Raw genomic sequence first — 18,525 nt, 5'->3', positions numbered from 1 at the left:
AGCTTCACTTGCGGAACAGCGCCGGTTTCGGCTTATATGCCGGATCACATTTCAGGACCCGCGATGCTGGAAGACGCCCACTCCATCCTTACCCCCGACGCCCCGCCCGCAGAGAGCTTTACCAGCGCCGCCGCTGCCGTGGACAGGCTTGAGGTGCTTTATTCCCAGGCCACCCGTTTCCTGTCCGACCAGTTCCTGCGCACTGTCGCCAAAGGCAATCCGGGCCGCCGCATCCGCGCCTTCTACCCGGAGATTCGCATCACCATCACCAGCTTCGACAAGGTCGATACCCGACTGGCCTTCGGCCATGTCTCGGCCCCCGGCACCTATGCCACCACGGTCACGCGGCCCGACCTGTTCCGCAACTACCTGATCCAGCAGATCGAGCTTCTGATCCGCAATCACGGGGTTTCGGTCGACGTGGGCCTGTCGGACACGCCGATGCCCGTCCATTTCGCGGTCTCGGGCAGCACCGTCGCCATTCCCCAGGAAGGGGTGATGGACTTCTCGCTTCGCGACGTGTTCGACGTGCCGGACCTCGTCACCACCAACGACGACATCGTCAATGGCGTGATGACGCGCTATGACGACGGCTCGGCCCCGCTTGCCCCCTTCACGGCGCAGCGGGTGGATTATTCGCTGGCCCGGCTGGCGCATTACACCGCGACCGACCCGACGCATTTCCAGAACCACGTCCTCTTCACCAACTACCAGTTCTACGTCGACGAGTTCGAGGCCTATGCCCGCGCGATGCTCGGCGATCCGGCTTCGGGCTACACCGCCTTCGTCGCGACCGGCAACCAGTTGATCACCACGCCCGACGGCGCGATCCTGCCTTTCGACAAGATGCCGCAGATGCCGACCTATCATCTGAAACGGGCCGACGGGAACGGGATCACCCTGGTCAACATCGGTGTCGGTCCGTCCAATGCCAAGACCGCCACCGACCATATCGCCGTCCTCCGCCCGCATGCCTGGCTGATGGTCGGCCATTGCGCGGGCCTCAGGAACAGCCAGAGCCTTGGCGACTTCGTCCTGGCGCATGCCTACCTGCGCGAGGACCATGTGCTCGACGACGACCTGCCGGTCTGGGTGCCGATCCCGGCGCTGGCCGAAATCCAGATCGCGCTGGAGAAGGCCGTGGCGGAAGTGACCCAGCTGGAAGGCTACGAGTTGAAGCGCATCATGCGCACCGGCACCGTCGCCACCATCGACAACCGCAACTGGGAGCTGCGCGACCAGTCCGGCCCGGTGCGCCGCCTGTCGCAATCGCGCGCGGTGGCGCTGGACATGGAAAGCGCCACCATCGCGGCGAACGGGTTCCGCTTCCGGGTGCCCTACGGCACGCTCCTTTGCGTCAGCGACAAGCCGTTGCATGGTGAGCTGAAGCTGCCCGGCATGGCGTCGGATTTCTACAAGACCCAGGTCAGCCGCCACCTGCAGATCGGCATCCGGGCGATGGAGCGGCTGCGCGACACGCCCATAGAACGGCTTCACAGCCGGAAACTTCGCTCATTCGAGGAAACAGCCTTCCTTTAAGCAGCGAAAAAGCCGTCAAACGCCCCAGTTTCGCGGTTCGGGGGTTGATTTTGGCCCCCAAACATTGTGTCTGGGCCGTGGCCCCGGAACGGGGGACGCCTGCCAATTGTGGGCCGATGCGTGCATAAGACACGAAACGAATAACAACGAAGGATGATCCAATGTCCAAACCGATGACCAAGACCCAACTGGTGGCTGCCGTCGCCGAAGCCATGGGTGGTGACAAGAAGACCGCGAACGCGGCTCTGGATGCAATCGCTGCGGTGGTGTCGCGCGAAGTCGCCGCTGGCGGCACCGTGACGATCCCCGGCCTCGGCAAGTTGGCCTGCAAGGCCCGGCCGGAGCGCATGGTCCGCAACCCCGCCACGGGCGAGCAGATGAAGAAGCCCGCCGACAAGCAGGTCAAGTTCGCCATCGCCAAGGCGCTCAAGGACGTGGTCAACGGCTGAGGCTTCTGCACGACCGGATTTCGTGAGAGGGTCGCCTTGGGGCGGCCCTTTTGCTTTCGGGAGGTGGACATGGCCAAGGTCACGGGCATCGGCGGCATCTTCTTCCGGGCGCGAGACCCGGCGGCCCTGAACGACTGGTATCGCGCCCACCTCGGCATCACCCAGCCCGATGTCGCGGTCTGGATGCAGGAGGCCGGGCCGACCGTGTTCTCGCCGTTCAAGGCCGATACCGACTATTTCGCCCAAGACAAGCAGTGGATGCTGAACCTGCGCGTCGACGACCTGTCCGCCCTGATCACCCGACTCCGCGCCGTCGGGATCGCGGTCGAGACGCGGCCGGACTGGGACGGCGACGGCAGCTACGGTACCTTCGCCCGTATCCACGATCCCGAGGGCACGCCCATCGAGCTGTGGCAGCCGCCGGGGTGAAGAGCCCCAAGAATTTTCGCGAGAATTCTTGGGCACCTCCCTCACGCCGCCGCCAGCTGCGCCATCCGCGCCCCGTCGGCCTCGCGCACCTTCACGCTTGCGGGCCGTGCCTTGCAGCGCTCGATCCAGTCCCGGATCAGCGGGTCATGCGGTGCGGCCTCGGGGAACCAGACATAGGGACCATGCAGCAGGATATCCGCCGCACTGAACCTCTCGCCCATGATCCAAGGCCCTTTCTCCAGCGCCGCGTGCAACCGGGCGACGGCGGTCTTGTGGTCGCGCACCGCCGCCGTCATCCAGGGGTGCGAGAAGCCCGCAGCCTCCATGATGAAGGTCGGCTCCAGCACGCCCTGATACCAGGCCATCCACATCGCGAAGACGCCCCAGTCCGGCGTGCCGACCTTCGGCGCGAGGCCGGTGTCGGGGAAAAGGCTGGTAAGGTGCAGGATGATCGCGCCCCTTTCGGTGATCACCCGACCGTCATGCACCAGCGCGGGCACCTTGCCCTCGGGATGCGGGTTCGCCGGATCGCGCCTGCCCGAACCATCCATGCGCGGGATCGTCACTTCGCGGATGTCGATCCGGTCCTGGATGCCCATCTCCTCGATCAGGGTCAGGATGGCGGTGGACCGGCTGCGCGGTGAATGGAACAGGGTCAGCATCTCTCTCTCCTTTGCTTTCCGATGGGATGAGATTAACCTCCCCCTCCTGCCAGAACCTGTCAGGATGCCATGCCGAAATCCGACCGCCTGTTCCGCCTTCTCTCTGCCTTCCGGTTGCTGCCCCAGCCGGTCACGGCGGCGCGGCTGGCCGAGGAAACCGGCGTCTCCGAACGCACGCTCTACCGCGACATCCAGTCCCTGCGCGCTGCCGGGGCGCTGATCGACGGCGAGGCGGGGGCGGGATACAGGCTGACAGAGGACCCCGCGCTGCCGCCGCAGATGTTCACCCGGCTCGAAGTTGAAGCGTTGGTCCTCGGCCTTGCCGAAGTCGCGCAATCCGGCGACGCGCTGCTGGCCAAGGCCGCCGCCGAGGCGCAGGCCAAGATCATCGCCACCCTGCCCGACCGGGTTCAGCGTCAGGCGATCCATGCCGTCACCCGGTCCTACCGCTACGAACGCCGCACCCCGGCGCCCACGCACCTGCATCTGCTTCGCGAGGCTGCATGGGAGGAACGCGCCGTGGACATGACCTATCGCGACGCCAGTGGCCGGGAAACCGCCCGCCGGATCTGGCCGCTCGGCACCGTCTTCCTTGACCGCGAGGTGCAGGTGCTGGCCTTCTGCTGCCTCCGTCAGGACTTCCGCCGCTTCAAGGTCGCTCAGATGTCCGGCGTCAGGGCCACCGGCGAAAGCTTCCGCCCCCGCCGTGTGCCGCTGTTGCGCGCCTTCCTCGACCGGCTGCGCGGCGAAAGCCGCCCCTCCACCCGCGCTTGAAAGCCGTCGAATCCGCGTGATACCGTCCGGCGGCACACCCAAGGAAGCCCGGATGTCCGAACCCCCCGCCACGCTTGACCCGACGAAAAAGCCGGCCGGGGCCGTGACGATGGTCTACGACGATCATTTCTTTCTGGAACGCTGGGTCGACCACTACGGGCGCCAGTTCGGGCGCGAGCACCTGTATATCCTGTCGCACGGCGGCGACCCCGAGCATCGCCGCATCGCCGAAGGCGCCAATGTCATCGCCCTGCCGCGCGATCCGACGCTGTTCCGCCTGACCCGGCGCCGCTGGATGATGAAGTCCAGCTTCGCTTCCGGCATGCTGCGCTATTACAACTGGATCATCGTCGGCGATGTCGACGAGATCGTGATCGTCGACCCTGCCGCAGCACCCGATCTTGTCACCTATCTTGGCCGCTACACCAATCCGAAGACCACCCCCGCCTCGCTCTGCCCCTTCGGGATCGAGCTGATCCACAACCCCGAGGTCGAGCGCGACCCGATCCTGCCTGGCCAGCCGATCCTGACCCGCCGCCGGGTCTTCCGCGCCAATGCGAACTACGCCAAGCCCTGCGTGATCCGCAAGGACGCGCTGTTCACCATCGGCGGGCACGCGAACAACCACCAGCCCCGCGTGCTGGACCCGCATCTCTACCTCTTGCACCTGCGCTTCGTGGACTATGAGACCTCGATGGCCCGCCTGGAATCGCGCCGCGAGATGCGGCGGCTGATGACCGCAGGAGCTGACGAGGCGCAGGGCACCGGCCAGTGGGGCAGGAACCTCGACGATTTCCGGCGGCTGTCGAACGGCACCGCCCTGCGCGAGGATGCCGAGCTGCCCGACTTCCGCAAGAAGATGGTCGAGGGCCAGCAGCACCTGCACGATGGCAAGATCACCTTCTTCGGCGGCGGCCGCAGCAAGGAGCTTTACCGCCTTCCCGACCGCTTCGCCGCCGTCTTCTGACCCCTCACCCAAAGGCCCCCGCATGACCCTGAACCGCCGCCCCGTCGCCTCGCTCTGGATTGGCGACAGACTGCATTACATCAACCAGCTCTGCCTCAAGTCGCATCTGGCGATGGGCCATCCGGTGACGCTCTACACGATGGGCCCCGTCGCCAATGTCCCCGAGGGCGTCGAGATCCGCCCCGCGGAAGAGATCATCGCGGTGGACGAAACCCTGCTGGCGCTGACCAAACCCGCCTTCGTGGCGAACGTCTTCCGCATCAAGATGATCCGCAAGACCGGGGCGATCTGGGTGGATTGCGATGCCTTCTGTCACCGACCCTTCCCCGAGGATTTGGACTATGTCTTCGGCTTGCACGGCATGTCGGGCGCGCTGAACAACGGCGTCGTCGGCTTCCCGCCCGAAAGCCGGATCGTCGACCTCCTGCTCGATTTCTTCGACAACCCGCCGGACTATCCGGGCTGGTGGGGCAAGCGCCAGCGCCGCAAGATGGACGAGATCGACCGCTCGATCCCCCAGGCCGCCCGCATCTTCGAGGTCGAGCGCACAGCCTTCGGCCCACAGGCGCTGACATGGTGCGCCCAGCAGGCCGGCGTCTTCGACAAGGCGATGAGCGTTGATTGCCTCTATCCCGTGCCCTTCCAGTTGAACGATGTGTTCTTCGACCCGCATTCCAACGTCGAGGGCCATTTCACCGACGCCACCCTCTCGGTCCATATCTACACCAACGCCACCCGGCCCTGGTGGCGCAAGAACCCGCCGCTCAAGGGCAGCTACATGGCCCGCATGTGCGAAAAGATCGGGATCGACCCCGCCGCCGCGCTGGAAGAATGAGCTTCACCCGCCAGACCAGCCCGCACGGCAGCCTTGTCGCGCTTTCCACCATGAAGGACGAAGGCCCCTTCGTGGTGGAATGGGTCGCGCATCACCTGGCGCTCGGCTTCACCGAACTGATGGTCTACACCAACGACTGCTGCGACGGCACCGACACGCTGCTGAAGCGGCTGGAAGCGATGGACATCGGCATCCACCACCGCGACAACGTGATCCCCGAAGGCATGAAGCCGCACCCCTCGATGCTGAAAAGCGCCGCCGAGGAAGAGCTGATCATCAATTCCGACTGGCTGCTCGTGCTCGATGCCGACGAATTCATGTGCATCAACCATCCCTCCGGCACGCTGGACGGCCTGGTCGCCGACCTGACCGCGATGGAAGCGCAGGCCATGGTGCTGACCTGGCGCATCTTCGGCTCTTCCGGCATCCGCGACTGGTCGCGCGCACCCGTGACCGATCAGTTCACCCGCGCCGCGCCCGAGTTCTGGAACAAGGGCTGGGGCACCAAGACCCTGCTGCGCTTCGACCCGAAATACCTGCGGCTCGGGATGCACCGTCCGATCATCAAGTCGCAGTTCAAGGACACCGACTACCCGGAACGCGTGCTCTGGGTGAACGGCTCGGGCCGCCCGCTGGAAGACTGGTTCAAGTTCCGCGGTTGGCGCTCGATCCGGCGGACGGTGGGCTATGACTGGGCACAGATCAATCACTACGCCATCAAGTCGATGGACGCCTATTCCCTGCGCAAGTTCCGCGGCAACGCCAACCTCAAGAAGGACAAGTACAATTCCGACTACTGGTCGCTCCAGGACCGGAACGAGGTGGAGGATACCCGCATCTTCCGCCACTGCGAGCGCCGGGCCGAGATCATGGCCACCCTGCTGGAAGACCTTGACGTCCGCCGCCTGCACGAAGCCGCCCATGCAAGGGCCGAGGCGCGGCTGGCAGACTACCAGACCTCGCCCGACTACCAGGCCTATGTCGCCAACCTCGTCGCCGCCTCGAACGTGCCGATCAGCCAGGTCACAGCCAAGCCGCCCAAGGCGCGCGACCCGGAGGCGGTGAAGGCGGTCCAGACCAAACTGGAACAGCGCCGCAATGCGCTTCCGAAAGAGGAACGCCGCACCCCGCCGCCGCCCGGCTGGGGTTCGCCCTTCGCCTCGCCCTATGTCTCCGGTTCCGCCGACCTCTCCGCCGAAATCCCGCTGGAACTGGTCGAGAACCAGGGCCTGAAGATCCCGCTCGATCCCCGCGTCTTTACCGCCGCGACGCTGGAGGTCCTCAAATCCGGCAAGTTCGACCGCCGCCATGCCCGCAATATCGCGGGCTTCCTGACCGGCTGCACCCGGTTTCTCGACCTCGACTGCGGCATCGGTTTCGTTGCCCTCCGCGCCAGGGCGGCCATCCCCGGGCTGCAAGTGACAATCCACGACGAACGCCCCGCACTCCTCACCCTCTCCCGCCGGATCGCCGCGTTGAACTTCCCCGACCCTGCGGGCATCGCCTGGTCGCAGGCGACGCTCAACCCCGATGGCCTCTGGTCCGGCCTGCACAAGCTCCTCGCCGATACCCGGCCCGAAGTCCTCCGCCTCTCCGGCCCGCTCCTGCCGCCCGAGGCTTTGCCCGAAGCCGCCCTCACCAGCCTCCGCCGCATCCTGATCCCCTTCCTCGACCCCTCGGAGGTCGCGGCCACCCGCACCAAACTCGCCCCCGCCCTCGCCACCCTCGGTTTCAGCGAGGACAGGAACGGCGAACCCAACGGCGCGATTTACCTGCGCCGCGAATAGCCCTTCACCTCTCCCCTTGCACATGCCGCGCATTCGCCTATCTTCCTCCCCACCTCGGGGAGCCCTCACCGGCTGAGATGCGCAAGCGAACCCGTCGAACCTGAACCGGATCATACCGGCGGAGGGAAGGTGCATGGGTTCTCCATCCCCGACCAATCCGTCGCAACTTGGAGAAAACGATGCAGAAACACCTCCTTGCTGCGGGCCTTCTGACCTTGGCGCTGCCCGCCATGGCCGAAACCCCCGTCCTGACAGTCCTCACCTACGACAGTTTCACCTCGGAATGGGGCCCCGGCCCGGCAGTGGAAAAGGCCTTCGAGGAAACCTGCGCCTGCGACCTGCGCTTCGTCCCCGCCGGCGACGGCGCTGCGCTCCTCGCCCGCATCCAGCTGGAAGGCGCGGCCTCCGATGCCGATGTGGTCCTCGGCCTCGACACCAGCCTGACTGGTGCCGCCTCTGCCACGCAACTATTTGCACCGCATGGGAAAAATCCGGCGCTGAACCTGCCCGTCGACTATGCCGATCCGCTGTTCCTGCCCTTCGACTGGGGCTGGTTTGCCTTTGTCTACGACAAGACCAAGGTCACTGAACCTCCCAAATCCTTCGAGGCCCTCGCCGCGTCCGACCTGAAGATCGTCATCCAGGACCCCCGGTCCTCCACCCCTGGCCTCGGCCTTCTCCTTTGGGTCAAGGCGGCCTACGGCGACAGGGCCGGTGAAGTCTGGAAAGCCCTCTCCGACAACATCGTCACCGTCACCCCCGGCTGGTCCGAGGCCTATGGCCTCTTCCTCGAAGGCGAGGCGGACATGGTTCTCAGCTACACCACCAGCCCCGCCTATCACCTGATCGCCGAGAGCGATGACAGCAAGGCCGCGGCGCTGTTCGACGAAGGCCATTACATGCAGATCGAGGTTGCCGGGAAACTGGCGGCGACGGATCAGCCGGAGCTGGCGGACAAGTTCCTCGACTTCACGCTGACCGACGCCTTCCAGTCGGCCCTGCCCCAGACCAACTGGATGTATCCCGCCGTCACCCCGGCCTCCGGCCTGCCGGAAGGCTTCGACAGCTTCCGCCCCGCGAAATCGCTGCTGATGACCCCGGAAGAAGCCCAGGCCGCCCGCGACCCGGCACTGGCCGAATGGCAAGCCGCGCTCGCCCGCTGACCCTTGCCGCACCGGCGCTGGCGGCCCTGCTGCTGGCGCTGGTCGCGGCCCCCCTCGCCGCCGTCGGCTGGCGAGGGGCGGGGCTTTCCCTTGGCCCTGCCGACTGGGCCGCCGTGCGGTTCTCGGTCACGCAAGCCATACTTTCGGCTGTCTTTTCGACCCTCCTCGCCATTCCCGTCGCCCGCGCCCTCGCCCGCCGCCGGTTCACGGGACGCACTGCGCTGATCACCCTGATGGGCGCCCCCTTCCTCCTCCCCGCCGTGGTCGCCGTCCTCGGCCTCCTCGCGGTCTTCGGCCGCTCGGGTCTCCTCAACCAGCTCCTCATCGCCCTCGGCCTGCCACCGATCTCGATCTATGGGTTGCACGGCGTGGTCCTCGCCCACATCTTCCTGAACCTCCCCCTCGCCACCCGGATGATCCTGCAAGCCTGGCTCGCCCTCCCGTCCGAGCGCATCCGCCTCGCGCAATCCCTCGGCTTCGGCCCCGGCGAGACCTTCCGCCACCTGGAAAGACCCATGCTGCGCGAGGTCCTGCCGGGCGTCGCGCTGGTGATCCTGGTGATCTGCCTGACCAGCTTTGCCGTGGTCATCACCCTTGGGGGTGGCCCCTCCGCCACCACCATCGAGCTGGCGATTTACCAGGCGGTCCGATTCGAATTCGACCTCGGCAAGGCGGCGGCGCTGGCGGGGGTGCAGCTGGCGCTGGGGACGGGTGCCGCGCTGGCGGCCTGGTTCCTGACCCGGCCCGCAGGTTTCGGCGCGGGACTGGACCGCGAGCTTCGGCTGACCGCTTTCGGGGGGTGGCGGCTCTGGGGGGACGCCGTTGCCCTGACGGCGGCGGGGCTGTTCCTGGCCCTGCCGCTTGCCGCGGTGCTTCTGCGGGGTGTGCCGGGGCTGGCCGATCTTCCCGCCTCGGTCCTGCCTGCCGCTGGCCGATCAATCCTCGTGGCCCTGGCCTCGGCCCTTCTGACCACCACCACCGCGTTGACCCTGGCGCTGGCCGCGGCCCGCAGGTCCCGCCCGCTGATCGAGGCGGCTGCGACCCTGCCGCTCGCGACCTCCGGCCTTGTGCTGGGGACCGGGCTTTTCCTGCTGATCCAACCCCTTGCCCCGCCGACGACGCTGGCGCTGCCGGTCACGATCCTGGTCAACGTGGCGCTCTCGCTGCCCTATCTCTACCGCATCCTTTTGCCCGAGACGCGCGCCCTGCACGAAGACTATGGCCGCCTCGCCGACAGCCTGTCGCTGCAAGGCTGGCCCCGGCTGCGCTGGCTGGTGCTGCCGCGCCTTGCCCGTCCGCTGGGGTTTGGCGCCGGGATCGCGGCGGCACTGTCGATGGGTGACCTCGGCGTCATCGCCCTTTTCGCCGGAGAGCATCAGGCCACCCTGCCCCTGGTGGTCAGCCAACTGACCGGCGCCTACCGGATGGAGGCCGCCGCCTCGGCCGCGCTGATCCTTGTCACCCTGTCCTTCGCCCTCTTCTGGGCTTTTGACGCCGGAGGCCGCCGTGCTGCAGCTTGACCGCCTGACCATCACCCAGGGCGACTTCCGCCTGGCCGCCGACTGGTCCGCCCCCGCGGGTAGCCGGATCGCGGTGATGGGGCCGTCCGGCGCGGGGAAGTCGACGCTGCTGTCGGTGATTTCGGGCTTCTTCCCGCAGACCTCGGGCCGGGTGCTGTGGCAGGGGCAGGACCTGTCCCCGATCCCGCCGGGAGAGCGTCCGGTGACGATCCTGTTCCAGGACCAGAACCTGTTCCCACACCTGACGGTCGCACAGAACCTCGGGCTCGGCTTTCGCCCAGACCTGCGCCTGACCGCCGCCGACAACGCCCGGATCGAGGAAGCCTTGCGACGGGTCGGACTGGAAGGCCTCGGTCCCCGCCGCCCGGCGCAGCTTTCGGGCGGTCAGGCCAGCCGGGCGGCCCTGGCGCGGGCTTTGCTGCGCGCCCGGCCGATCCTGCTCTTGGACGAGCCCTTCGCCGCGCTCGGCCCTGCGCTTCGGGGCGAGATGCTGGGCCTGGTGCGCGAGGTGGCGGACGAGACCGGGGCGCTGGTGCTGATGGTCACGCATGACCCACAGGACGCCCTTGCGCTTGGCGGCGAGACGGCCTTCGTCGCCGAGGCGGTCGTCCATCCGCCGGTTTCCACAGCGGAGCTTCTGGCGAACCCGCCGCCAGGCGTGCGGGACTACCTCGGCAACAAATGAAAAACCCCGCGCGACGGCGGGGTTTTTCGAACGCAAGTGCCGATCCGGTCAGGCGTGCTTCTTGCCCTTGATCCCGGCCCAGATCCGCTTGTTGGTCAGGTAGAGCAACGTCGACAGGACCAGAAGGAAGATCACGCTGACGAAGCCCGCATTCTTGCGGTCCATCAGCTTCGGCTCGGCGGCCCACATCAGGAACGAAGCCACGTCCATCGACATCTGGTCCACCGTCGCCTTCGTCCCGTCGGCATAAGTCACCTGGTCGTCCGACAAGGGCGGCGGCATCGAGATCCAGCCGGTCGAGAACGCGTGGTTCTCGTAGAAGGTGGTGCCGAATTCCTCCTTCTCCTCGCCGGTATAGCCGGTGAGGACCGCGTGGATGTATTCCGGCCCGCCCATGCCGCGGAAGAGCTGGTTGATCCCGGTGCCATAGGGCCCGTGGAACCCCGCGCGCGCCTTGGCCATCAGCGAAAGGTCGGGCGCGCCCGCGCCGGTGTTGGCGGGGAAGTTGTCGGTCGGCAAGCCCTCGCGGTCCTCGCCGGTTTCCTTGTCGGTGACGGTGAACTGCTTGGCATAGGCCCGGACCTGGTCTTCCGGAATCCCCGGCCCGCCCTCGTCCGAGAGCGTGCGCAGCGGCACGTATCTCAGCCCGTGGCAGGCCGAGCAGACCTCGGTATAGACCTGAAGGCCGCGTTGCAGCTGGAACTGGTCGAACGCGCCGAACGGGCCTTCATGGGCGAAGGCCACGTCCTCGACATGCCCGCCTTCTCCGGCGGCGAGGGCGGCGCCGGTGGTCAGGGTCAGAACCGAAGCGGCGGTGAGTACGATCTTGCGGAACATGCTGGATTTCCTCTCACTCGGCCGGATGGGTTTTGGAGCCGTAGTGGGCGTTGAAGTCTTCCTCGATGGTCGCGGGCTGGGCCAGCGGCTTCTCGATCACGCCCAGAAGCGGCAGGATGACCAGGAAGTAGGCGAACCAGTAGGCCGCCGCGATCAGCGAGATCGTGGCATAAGGTTCTTCCGCAGGCATCGCGCCGCACCACATCAGGACCACGAAGTCGATGCAGAGAAGCGCGAACCACCACTTGAACATCGGGCGATAGCGGCCGGAGCGCACCGAGGAGGTGTCGAGCCAGGGTGCCAGTGCCATGACCGCGATGGCGCCGAACATCGCCAGCACGCCGAAGAACTTGGCGTCGATGATGCCGAACGACAGCCAGTTGGCCGCGATCACGACCCAGACGTCTGCGGTGAAGGCGCGCAGGATCGCGTAGAACGGCAGGAAGTACCATTCCGGCACGATATGCGCAGGCGTCGCCAGCGGGTTCGCCTCGGTATAGTTGTCGGGGTGGCCGAGGAAGTTGGGCATGAAGCCGACGACCGCGAAGAACACCGCCAGGATCACCGCCAGCGCGAAGAGGTCCTTGATCACGAAATACGGCCAGAACGGCACGGTATCGCGCTCGGCCTCTTCCTTCGAGCCCCGGCGCACCTCGACCCCGGTCGGGTTGTTGTTGCCGGTGCTGTGGAAGGCCCAGATATGCACGGCGACCAGCGCCGCGATCACGAAGGGCAGCAGGTAGTGCAGACTGAAGAAGCGGTTCAGCGTGGCATTGTCCACCGCCGGGCCACCCAGAAGCCAGGTCTGGATCGGCTCGCCCACGCCGGGGATCGCGCCGAAGAGGCCGGTGATCACCGTGGCGCCCCAGAACGACATCTGCCCCCAGGGCAGAACATAGCCCATGAAGGCGGTTCCCATCATCACCAGGTAGATGATCATCCCGACGATCCAGGTGATCTCGCGCGGGGCCTTGTAGCTGCCGTAGTAGAGACCGCGGAAGATGTGCAGGTAGACCGCGAAGAAGAACAGCGAGGCGCCGTTGGCGTGCAGATAGCGCAGCATGTGCCCGCCGTTCACGTCACGCATGATGTGCTCGACCGAGGCGAAGGCCATGTCGATATGCGGGGTGTAGTGCATCGCCAGGACGATGCCGGTGACGATCTGCAAGGCGAGGCAGAAGGTCAGCACGATGCCCCAGATCCACATCCAGTTCAGGTTCTTGGGCGTGGGGATCATGATGGTGTCGTAGAGAAGCCCGACGATCGGCAGCCGCGAATGCAGCCAGCGCTCGGCTCCGGTCTTGGGCTCGTAATGGTCGTGCGGAATTCCGGCCATGATTCTGGTCCTTACCCAAGCTTGATCGAGGTTTCGTCGGTGAAGGCGGCAACCGGCACCGGCAGGTTGCGCGGCGCGGGTCCCTTGCGGATGCGGCCGGCGGTGTCGTAGTGCGAGCCATGGCAGGGGCAGAACCAGCCGCCGAACTCACCCGCGCCGTCGCCCAGCGGCACGCAGCCAAGGTGGGTGCAGACGCCCATCATCACCAGCCACTCGCCCGCCTCGTCCAGCGTGCGGTTCGCGTCCGAAGCATCGGTGCCCGGCTTGTTGGCGTTCTCGGAATTCGCGTCGACCAGGTCGGTCAGCGCGGTGCCGCGCGCCGCCTCGATCTCCTCGGGGCTGCGGCGACGGATGAAGACCGGCTTGCCGCGCCACTTGACGGTGAGCTGGGTGCCGACCTCGACCGCCGAGACATCGACCAGGATCGAGGCCAGGGCGCGGGTGTCGGCCGAGGGGTTCATCTGGTTGACCAGCGGCCAGACGGCGGCCCCGGTTGCAACCACCCCGGCGCCCGCCGTTGCGTAGTACAGGAAATCCCGCCGAGTGCCTTCGCCGGTGCCTGCGTGATCGTCTGCGTGGGACACGAGATCTTCTCCCCTTTCAGGTCGGTGGTGCCGACCCCCATATACCTTGAGGGGCAATGGAAATCCACGCCCCGCCGGGCGCGTGTTTAGCCAAGGCTTTTCCCTTCGTCCAGCGGACAAAGGCGCACAGCGGACGGATTGGTACAGGAAACCGTCCGAGTGTGGTGTGAAGGTGTCGCCGTGGCGGCTTGCGACGCAAGTTTCACCATGACGCCGGTTGAGAAAACGGGACCAAGCCGATATCGCATGGACCGAGCAGGAGCGACGGGCAGGAGCGCCGAAGGTGGCCAGATACGCAGCCTTGACCATGGTCCATCAGGAAGAGGCCTATCTCCGGCTGTGGCTGGGTCACTACGGCCCGATGCTGGGGCGCGAGAATCTCTATGTCATCACCCACGGCGGCGATCCGGGGATCGTCGCACTGGCAGAAGGCTGCCGGGTGATCTACCTGCCGCGACTTTCGGTCGGCGGTGATTTCGATTCCAGCCGGTTCGAGGTGCTGAACACCTACGCAAATTTCCTTCTGACGCAGTATGATGGCGTGATTGCGGGGGATGTCGACGAACTGGTCTTCGTCGATCCGGCGCTTGGCCTGTCGCTGGTCGAATTTGCCGAGCAGCACCGCAGCGCCGCCCCGGCCCTGCGTGCCTTCGGCTTCAATGTCTTCGAGCGCGAGGGCGAGGCCCCGCTGGACCTGGGGCGACCGATCCTCGCCCAACGCCGCCATGTCCGCTGCGAGCAGGACTATTGCAAGCCGCTGATCGTCTTTTCCCGCCCCGGCTGGTCGGTCGGCTTTCACGCGGTTCAGGGGCAACCCTATCTTCCGGACGGGCTCTATCTGGCGCACCTGCACTATGTCTCCGCCGGTCTCGTGGCCGATATCGCCGGACAGCGGGCCGAGACGCTGGCCGACAACCCGCAGATCCGCGAAGCGCGGGCATTCCGCGCGAAATGGTGGGCCAACCGGGCCAAACATGCCCGCGATTACATGCGTCTGATGAGCAGCCGGCCGGTGGAAGAGCTGGACAGCCGCATCGAAGAACTGCGGGCCGAGCTGCGGGGAAACATCGTGCAAAGCCGCTGGGGCGGGCGGGGTTATACCCAGATGGCCTTCGACAAGCGGCAGGACTATGTGCTCCGCCTGCCCGAGCGCTTCCGCCGGGTGTTCTGACCCCGCGGTTCAGGTCGGGGCGGTCAGCTGCATCGCGGGCCGGGCGCTGAACGACGCCAACCATTCGGCCAGCGCGGGGCGGGTCTCGCGCCAGTTCCGTTCGGCATGGCGGAAATCCAGGTAGCCGAGCGCGCAGGCGACGGCGATCTGGCCCATGTCCAGCGGGCCGGAGAGATGGCTCATCCAGCGCTCCTCCAGCGCGGTCAGCGCACGGTCGATCTTCTGCCACTGCGCCCCGGCCCAGTCGGAGGAGCGGGTGGGTTCGGGCCGGACATGCATCTCGTACCGCATCAGGACCGCGGCCTCGGCGATGCCGTCGCCGGTGGCCTCGATCACCAGCGTGTCCCAGAGGCGCGGGGCGGGCGGGTAGAGGCGGGCGTGCAGCGTCTCGTCGAGGTAACGGGTGATGACCCGGCTGTCATAGAGGGTGGGGCCATCGGGCCGTTCCAGGGCCGGAATCTTGCCCAGCGGATTGCGGTCGATGGGCAAGGTGCCGGGGTCGAGCGGGTTGCCGAGCGCCGGGACCAGGGTGACACGGTCGCTCGCCCCGGCCTCGTGGAGAAGGATCATCACCTTGCGGACGAAAGGCGAGGCGGGGGCGTGGTAGAGCTTCATTCCCCGGTCGCCCGCAGGCGGAAGCGGGCCAGCAGGCCGGCGTCGAGTTCATAGGTCCGGCCCCGGAAGCGGATCACCCGGCGGACCCGCGCGGTGGCGTTGGTCTGCCGGTCCTCGGCCCGGTCGGCGGGGCGGTGCAGGGAGAGGCCCTCGCCCAGGTCGTCCAGCGCGTCCTCGGCCCGCTGGTCGGTGCGTCCGGGGTGGCTGGCGGACTGGACCAGCCGGGTCAGGGCGAAGGTCGTCGTCGCGACGAGGCCCAGGCGGACGGCGAGGGGGATCAGGGGGGCGAGGGGCAAGGGCATGGCGACCTCCGTTTCAAGGAAAGGATAGGGGGCGGGGGTGGCCGTTGTAAACGGGTCAGCGCTTCCTGTTCAGCCAGGAATTGACGGCGGAGGCGAGCGTTTCAAGCGGCGCCCTGGCCCCGGACTGCCCGCGCTGCGGACGCTGGTAGGCGCCCTGAAGCGGGAAGGGAGGCGCGCCGGTCTTCCACACAAGCTCCAACCGGCGGTACGGCTGGCCTTCGCGTATCTTCTCCTTCGGGTCGGTCGCCGCGCGGATCGAGGCGAGATCGGCCAGCGCCCAGTCCCTCTCCTGCCAGCCACGCAAGGTGAACCGGCTGTAGGTGACGCGGCCCGAGCTGCGGTCGAGGGTGAGGCGAACAAATGCGCAGATGAACACCCCGCCGATCAGGACGGCGAAGGCGAACAGGAACAGCACGCCCGCCTCGTTGCTGGCTCCGTCCCGTTGCTTTCCCACGGCGGCGGCCAGCATCGTCACCACGATAGCCGCGAAGAGAACCGTCATCAGCCAGGGCGAGGCGCTGAGCCTCAGCCGGTCGGCGGTCTTTTCCACGATCTTCATGGTGGCGTTCCGATGGCTGGGTCCTGAGGGTGATCCTGCCACGTTTCGTTGCCGATTTCATCCGTGTCGCGCGGCATCACCCCGTCGGCAGGCCCTGCATCAGCGCGGCAATGGCCTGTGCCGCCGGGTCGCCCCGCGACAGCGCCTGTGCCGCGCGCGCCCGGATTTCCGGCGTCTTGTTCTGGTTCAGCTTCCAGGTGCCCTCGACCGAGGTCACGCGGAAGCGGAAGGGCAGGATCATCCGCAGCATCCGGGGCAGCGCGCCTTCGGTCATCTTGGCGCTGGTCCAGGGGCTCTTGCCCGCGATCCGGGTCTCGTGCTCGGCGGAGAGGGCATCGACATGGGGGTGGAGCGCGTCATCGGGCAGGGGTTCCAGCAAGCCTCGCAGGTGGACGGCGACGTAGTTCCAGGTCGGGACCTGGTCGGGGACCTCATCATGCGGGCCATACCAGTCGGGGGAGATATAGGCGTCCGGCCCCGAGACGGCGATCAGCGCGGGGGCGGGCAGCGTAGCGCGGGCGATGGGATTGGAGCGGGCGAGATGTAGCTCGGCGAAACCGGCGTCGTCGTTCAGCAGGAAAGGGACATGCGCAGCCAGAGGTCCTTCGGGGCCGTTGACGGTTAGAATGCCGAACCCACGGGCGCGGGCGAAGGCAAGGTTCCTGTCGGTGGGCTCCTGACGAAAGGCGGGGTTCGGGTGCATGGAGAAGTCCTTCTGCCACTCGGGCAGGATCAGATCCCTTGGAGAATCCGGGCCTGGACACGTCAATGGCGTGCAGTGGCAAGTCAACCTAGTGCCAGTTCATCGTGGAGTCTGGCGCCAGGTGCGGACCTGAACCTTGCACCTCCCGACGAGATCACCCTTGCGCCGGTTCTTCGAGCAACTTCGTCCCGTCGTCCTGAGCCGGATAATCGGGGGCAGGGTTCGACGGCGGCCCGCGTGAAAAGAAGAGGCCGCCGAGGTTTCCCAGGGCGGCCCATGATCCGTCTGCTGAAGCAGCCTCAGCCCTGGCGGGCCTTGTAGCGCTTCTGCGTCTTGTTGATCACATAGACGCGGCCCTTGCGGCGCACGACCTGGCAATCGCGGTGACGCGTCTTCAGCGAGCGGAGCGAGTTGGCGACTTTCATGTCGACCCTCCTTCTGCGCGGCGCATCACGCGCCAGATTGAAACCCATGCCCCCGGAGGAGGCGGCGAATGGTGGGCGGTACTGGGATCGAACCAGTGGCCACTACGATGTCAACGTAGTGCTCTACCGCTGAGCTAACCGCCCACTTGAGCCTTGCAGCCACCCTGTCCCTTCCGGTGAAACGAAAAGGACGCGGGGCAAACCGCGTCGGTCGCGGGTGCTATACTGGCAAGCGCCACGGGCTGCAAGGGGTTTCGGCTTTGCGGATTATCGGTCTATATCGGAGGAGTGAAAGCGAGGTGAACCTTGGCGCGGACCGAGACCGAGGCCTATGTCCTGACCCGCCCCGCGGCGCGGACCTGCCCGGTGATCTTCGCCTCGCCGCATTCGGGGCGCGACTATCCGGCAGAGTTCCTGACCCAGGCGGTGCTGGACCGGCAGACGATCCGGTCCTCAGAGGATGCCTTCGTCGACGAGCTGTTCGGAATGGCGCCGGGCATGGGGGCACCCCTTCTGGCGGCACGGGTGCCGCGGGCCTATCTCGACCTGAACCGGGCGGCGGACGAGCTGGACCCTGCGGTGATCGAGGGGCTGGCGCGGGTGCCGCACAACCCGCGAATCTCTTCGGGCCTCGGGGTGATTCCCCGGGTGGTGGCCGGGGGGCGGGCGATCTATTGCGGCAAGCTGCCCCTGGCTGAGGCGGAGGATCGGCTGCGGCGGTTCTGGCATCCCTATCATCAGGCGTTGTCGGCGCTTGTCGAGGAAACGCGGACGGCCTTCGGGCAGGCGGTGTTGATCGACTGCCATTCCATGCCGCACGAGGCGATCGAAGCGCATACAAGGCCCGGCCAGCCGCGGCCCGAGGTGGTGCTGGGTGACCGTTACGGGGCGACGGCCGGGCGCGAGGTGATGGAGCGGGTCGAGGCGGCGTTCTCTGCCGCGGGGCTGCGGGTGGGGCGGAACGCGCCCTTCGCCGGGGCCTATGTGGCGCAGGCCTATGGCCGCCCCTCGCGCGGGGTGCATGTGGTGCAGGTCGAGATCGACCGGGCGCTCTACATGGACGAGGTCCGGGTGGAGCCACTGGCGGGGTTCGGGGCGTTCCGCGACCTGATGGCGGGCGTGGTGGCCGAGATCGTCCGGGGCGCGGCCGGAGAGGCCCGGCTGGCGGCGGAGTGAGGGAATC

General features: G+C 66.9%; 21 protein-coding genes, 1 tRNA gene and 1 riboswitch. Of the genes, 12 read left to right on the top strand and 10 right to left on the bottom strand.

The features are described 5' to 3' along the window. Window positions 1–63 precede the first annotated feature (63 nt). From JNJ68_RS12090 to JNJ68_RS12080, 3 genes are all read left to right on the top strand, one after another. Window positions 64–1,539, top strand: a complete 1,476-nt coding sequence (locus tag JNJ68_RS12090; protein ID WP_294982628.1) for an AMP nucleosidase — start codon at window positions 64–66, stop codon at window positions 1,537–1,539. A gap of 161 nt (window positions 1,540–1,700) precedes the next feature. Next, entirely contained in the window at window positions 1,701–1,988 is a 288-nt protein-coding gene (locus tag JNJ68_RS12085; protein WP_294982627.1) for an HU family DNA-binding protein, read from the top strand. A 69-nt stretch (window positions 1,989–2,057) separates the two neighbouring features. Continuing rightward, a complete protein-coding gene (locus JNJ68_RS12080; RefSeq protein WP_294982626.1) occupies window positions 2,058–2,417 on the top strand; it encodes a VOC family protein in 360 nt (119 codons plus the stop codon). Window positions 2,418–2,458: 41 nt separating this feature from the next. On the opposite strand, the gene JNJ68_RS12075 is transcribed toward JNJ68_RS12080, so the two are convergent. Next, window positions 2,459–3,079 carry a glutathione S-transferase family protein gene (locus JNJ68_RS12075; RefSeq protein ID WP_294982625.1) on the bottom strand — a complete coding sequence of 207 codons (621 nt, stop codon included), beginning with the start codon at window positions 3,077–3,079 and terminating at the stop codon, window positions 2,459–2,461. A 69-nt stretch (window positions 3,080–3,148) separates the two neighbouring features. On the opposite strand from JNJ68_RS12075, the gene JNJ68_RS12070 reads away from it, so the two are divergent. The 7 genes from JNJ68_RS12070 to JNJ68_RS12040 all read left to right on the top strand — a co-directional run bounded on the left by JNJ68_RS12070 (window position 3,149) and on the right by JNJ68_RS12040 (window position 10,810). Beyond that, the gene (locus JNJ68_RS12070; protein ID WP_294982624.1) at window positions 3,149–3,853 is read left to right on the top strand and encodes a YafY family protein; all 705 of its coding nucleotides are present in this window, start codon (window positions 3,149–3,151) and stop codon (window positions 3,851–3,853) included. Window positions 3,854–3,905: 52 nt separating this feature from the next. Continuing rightward, window positions 3,906–4,820, top strand: a complete 915-nt coding sequence (locus JNJ68_RS12065; protein WP_294982623.1) for a glycosyltransferase family 2 protein — start codon at window positions 3,906–3,908, stop codon at window positions 4,818–4,820. 22 nt (window positions 4,821–4,842) lie between these two features. Beyond that, a complete protein-coding gene (locus JNJ68_RS12060) occupies window positions 4,843–5,655 on the top strand; it encodes a hypothetical protein (protein ID WP_294982622.1) in 813 nt (270 codons plus the stop codon). After that, window positions 5,652–7,442 (top strand): glycosyltransferase family 2 protein, encoded by a 1,791-nt coding sequence (locus JNJ68_RS12055; protein ID WP_294982621.1) that lies wholly within the window; start codon window positions 5,652–5,654, stop codon window positions 7,440–7,442. Before JNJ68_RS12060 ends, JNJ68_RS12055 begins: the two co-directional genes overlap by 4 nt. Window positions 7,443–7,487: 45 nt before the next feature. Continuing rightward, window positions 7,488–7,586, top strand: a riboswitch (TPP riboswitch). A gap of 35 nt (window positions 7,587–7,621) precedes the next feature. Next, window positions 7,622–8,605, top strand: a complete 984-nt coding sequence (gene thiB / locus JNJ68_RS12050; protein ID WP_294982620.1) for a thiamine ABC transporter substrate binding subunit — start codon at window positions 7,622–7,624, stop codon at window positions 8,603–8,605. Further along, window positions 8,581–10,125, top strand: a complete 1,545-nt coding sequence (locus JNJ68_RS12045; RefSeq protein WP_294982619.1) for a thiamine/thiamine pyrophosphate ABC transporter permease ThiP — start codon at window positions 8,581–8,583, stop codon at window positions 10,123–10,125. The genes thiB and JNJ68_RS12045 overlap by 25 nt, the downstream gene beginning before the upstream one ends. Further along, a complete protein-coding gene (locus JNJ68_RS12040; protein WP_294982618.1) occupies window positions 10,112–10,810 on the top strand; it encodes an ATP-binding cassette domain-containing protein in 699 nt (232 codons plus the stop codon). The genes JNJ68_RS12045 and JNJ68_RS12040 overlap by 14 nt, the downstream gene beginning before the upstream one ends. 48 nt (window positions 10,811–10,858) lie before the next feature. On the opposite strand, the gene JNJ68_RS12035 is transcribed toward JNJ68_RS12040, so the two are convergent. From JNJ68_RS12035 to petA, 3 genes are read right to left on the bottom strand one after another with little or no spacing between them, the layout of a single operon-like run. Then, window positions 10,859–11,647 carry a cytochrome c1 gene (locus JNJ68_RS12035; RefSeq protein ID WP_294982617.1) on the bottom strand — a complete coding sequence of 263 codons (789 nt, stop codon included), beginning with the start codon at window positions 11,645–11,647 and terminating at the stop codon, window positions 10,859–10,861. A 13-nt stretch (window positions 11,648–11,660) separates the two neighbouring features. Beyond that, complete coding sequence (petB, locus tag JNJ68_RS12030) at window positions 11,661–12,983, bottom strand: cytochrome b (RefSeq protein ID WP_294982616.1); 1,323 nt, start codon at window positions 12,981–12,983, stop codon at window positions 11,661–11,663. A gap of 11 nt (window positions 12,984–12,994) precedes the next feature. After that, window positions 12,995–13,567: a ubiquinol-cytochrome c reductase iron-sulfur subunit gene (gene petA, locus JNJ68_RS12025; protein ID WP_294982615.1), complete on the bottom strand. Its 573-nt coding sequence runs from the start codon at window positions 13,565–13,567 to the stop codon at window positions 12,995–12,997. A gap of 283 nt (window positions 13,568–13,850) precedes the next feature. Between petA and JNJ68_RS12020 the strand changes: the two genes are divergently transcribed. Beyond that, entirely contained in the window at window positions 13,851–14,738 is an 888-nt protein-coding gene (locus tag JNJ68_RS12020; protein ID WP_294982614.1) for a glycosyltransferase family 2 protein, read from the top strand. A 9-nt stretch (window positions 14,739–14,747) separates the two neighbouring features. Here the strand turns inward: JNJ68_RS12020 and JNJ68_RS12015 are convergent, their stop codons facing one another. The 6 genes from JNJ68_RS12015 to JNJ68_RS11990 form a co-directional block, all read right to left on the bottom strand. Continuing rightward, window positions 14,748–15,353 carry a glutathione S-transferase gene (locus JNJ68_RS12015; RefSeq protein WP_294982613.1) on the bottom strand — a complete coding sequence of 202 codons (606 nt, stop codon included), beginning with the start codon at window positions 15,351–15,353 and terminating at the stop codon, window positions 14,748–14,750. After that, window positions 15,350–15,655 (bottom strand): hypothetical protein, encoded by a 306-nt coding sequence (locus tag JNJ68_RS12010; RefSeq protein WP_294982612.1) that lies wholly within the window; start codon window positions 15,653–15,655, stop codon window positions 15,350–15,352. Before JNJ68_RS12010 ends, JNJ68_RS12015 begins: the two co-directional genes overlap by 4 nt. Window positions 15,656–15,710: 55 nt before the next feature. Continuing rightward, window positions 15,711–16,214: a hypothetical protein gene (locus tag JNJ68_RS12005; protein WP_294982611.1), complete on the bottom strand. Its 504-nt coding sequence runs from the start codon at window positions 16,212–16,214 to the stop codon at window positions 15,711–15,713. 76 nt (window positions 16,215–16,290) lie between these two features. Then, on the bottom strand, window positions 16,291–16,917 hold the full coding sequence (locus tag JNJ68_RS12000) for an FMN-binding negative transcriptional regulator (RefSeq protein WP_294982610.1): 627 nt from the start codon (window positions 16,915–16,917) through the stop codon (window positions 16,291–16,293). A 299-nt stretch (window positions 16,918–17,216) separates the two neighbouring features. Continuing rightward, the gene (gene ykgO, locus JNJ68_RS11995; RefSeq protein WP_023666132.1) at window positions 17,217–17,342 is read right to left on the bottom strand and encodes a type B 50S ribosomal protein L36; all 126 of its coding nucleotides are present in this window, start codon (window positions 17,340–17,342) and stop codon (window positions 17,217–17,219) included. Window positions 17,343–17,411: 69 nt separating this feature from the next. Continuing rightward, a tRNA-Val gene (locus tag JNJ68_RS11990) sits at window positions 17,412–17,486 on the bottom strand. Window positions 17,487–17,648: 162 nt separating this feature from the next. Between JNJ68_RS11990 and JNJ68_RS11985 the strand changes: the two genes are divergently transcribed. Beyond that, entirely contained in the window at window positions 17,649–18,518 is an 870-nt protein-coding gene (locus JNJ68_RS11985; protein ID WP_294982609.1) for an N-formylglutamate amidohydrolase, read from the top strand. Window positions 18,519–18,525: the final 7 nt, after the last annotated feature.

It is taken from the genome of Tabrizicola sp. (assembly GCF_016793705.1).
Lineage (GTDB): Bacteria > Pseudomonadota > Alphaproteobacteria > Rhodobacterales > Rhodobacteraceae > Tabrizicola.
This window is presented reverse-complemented; position numbering and strand designations above follow the sequence as displayed.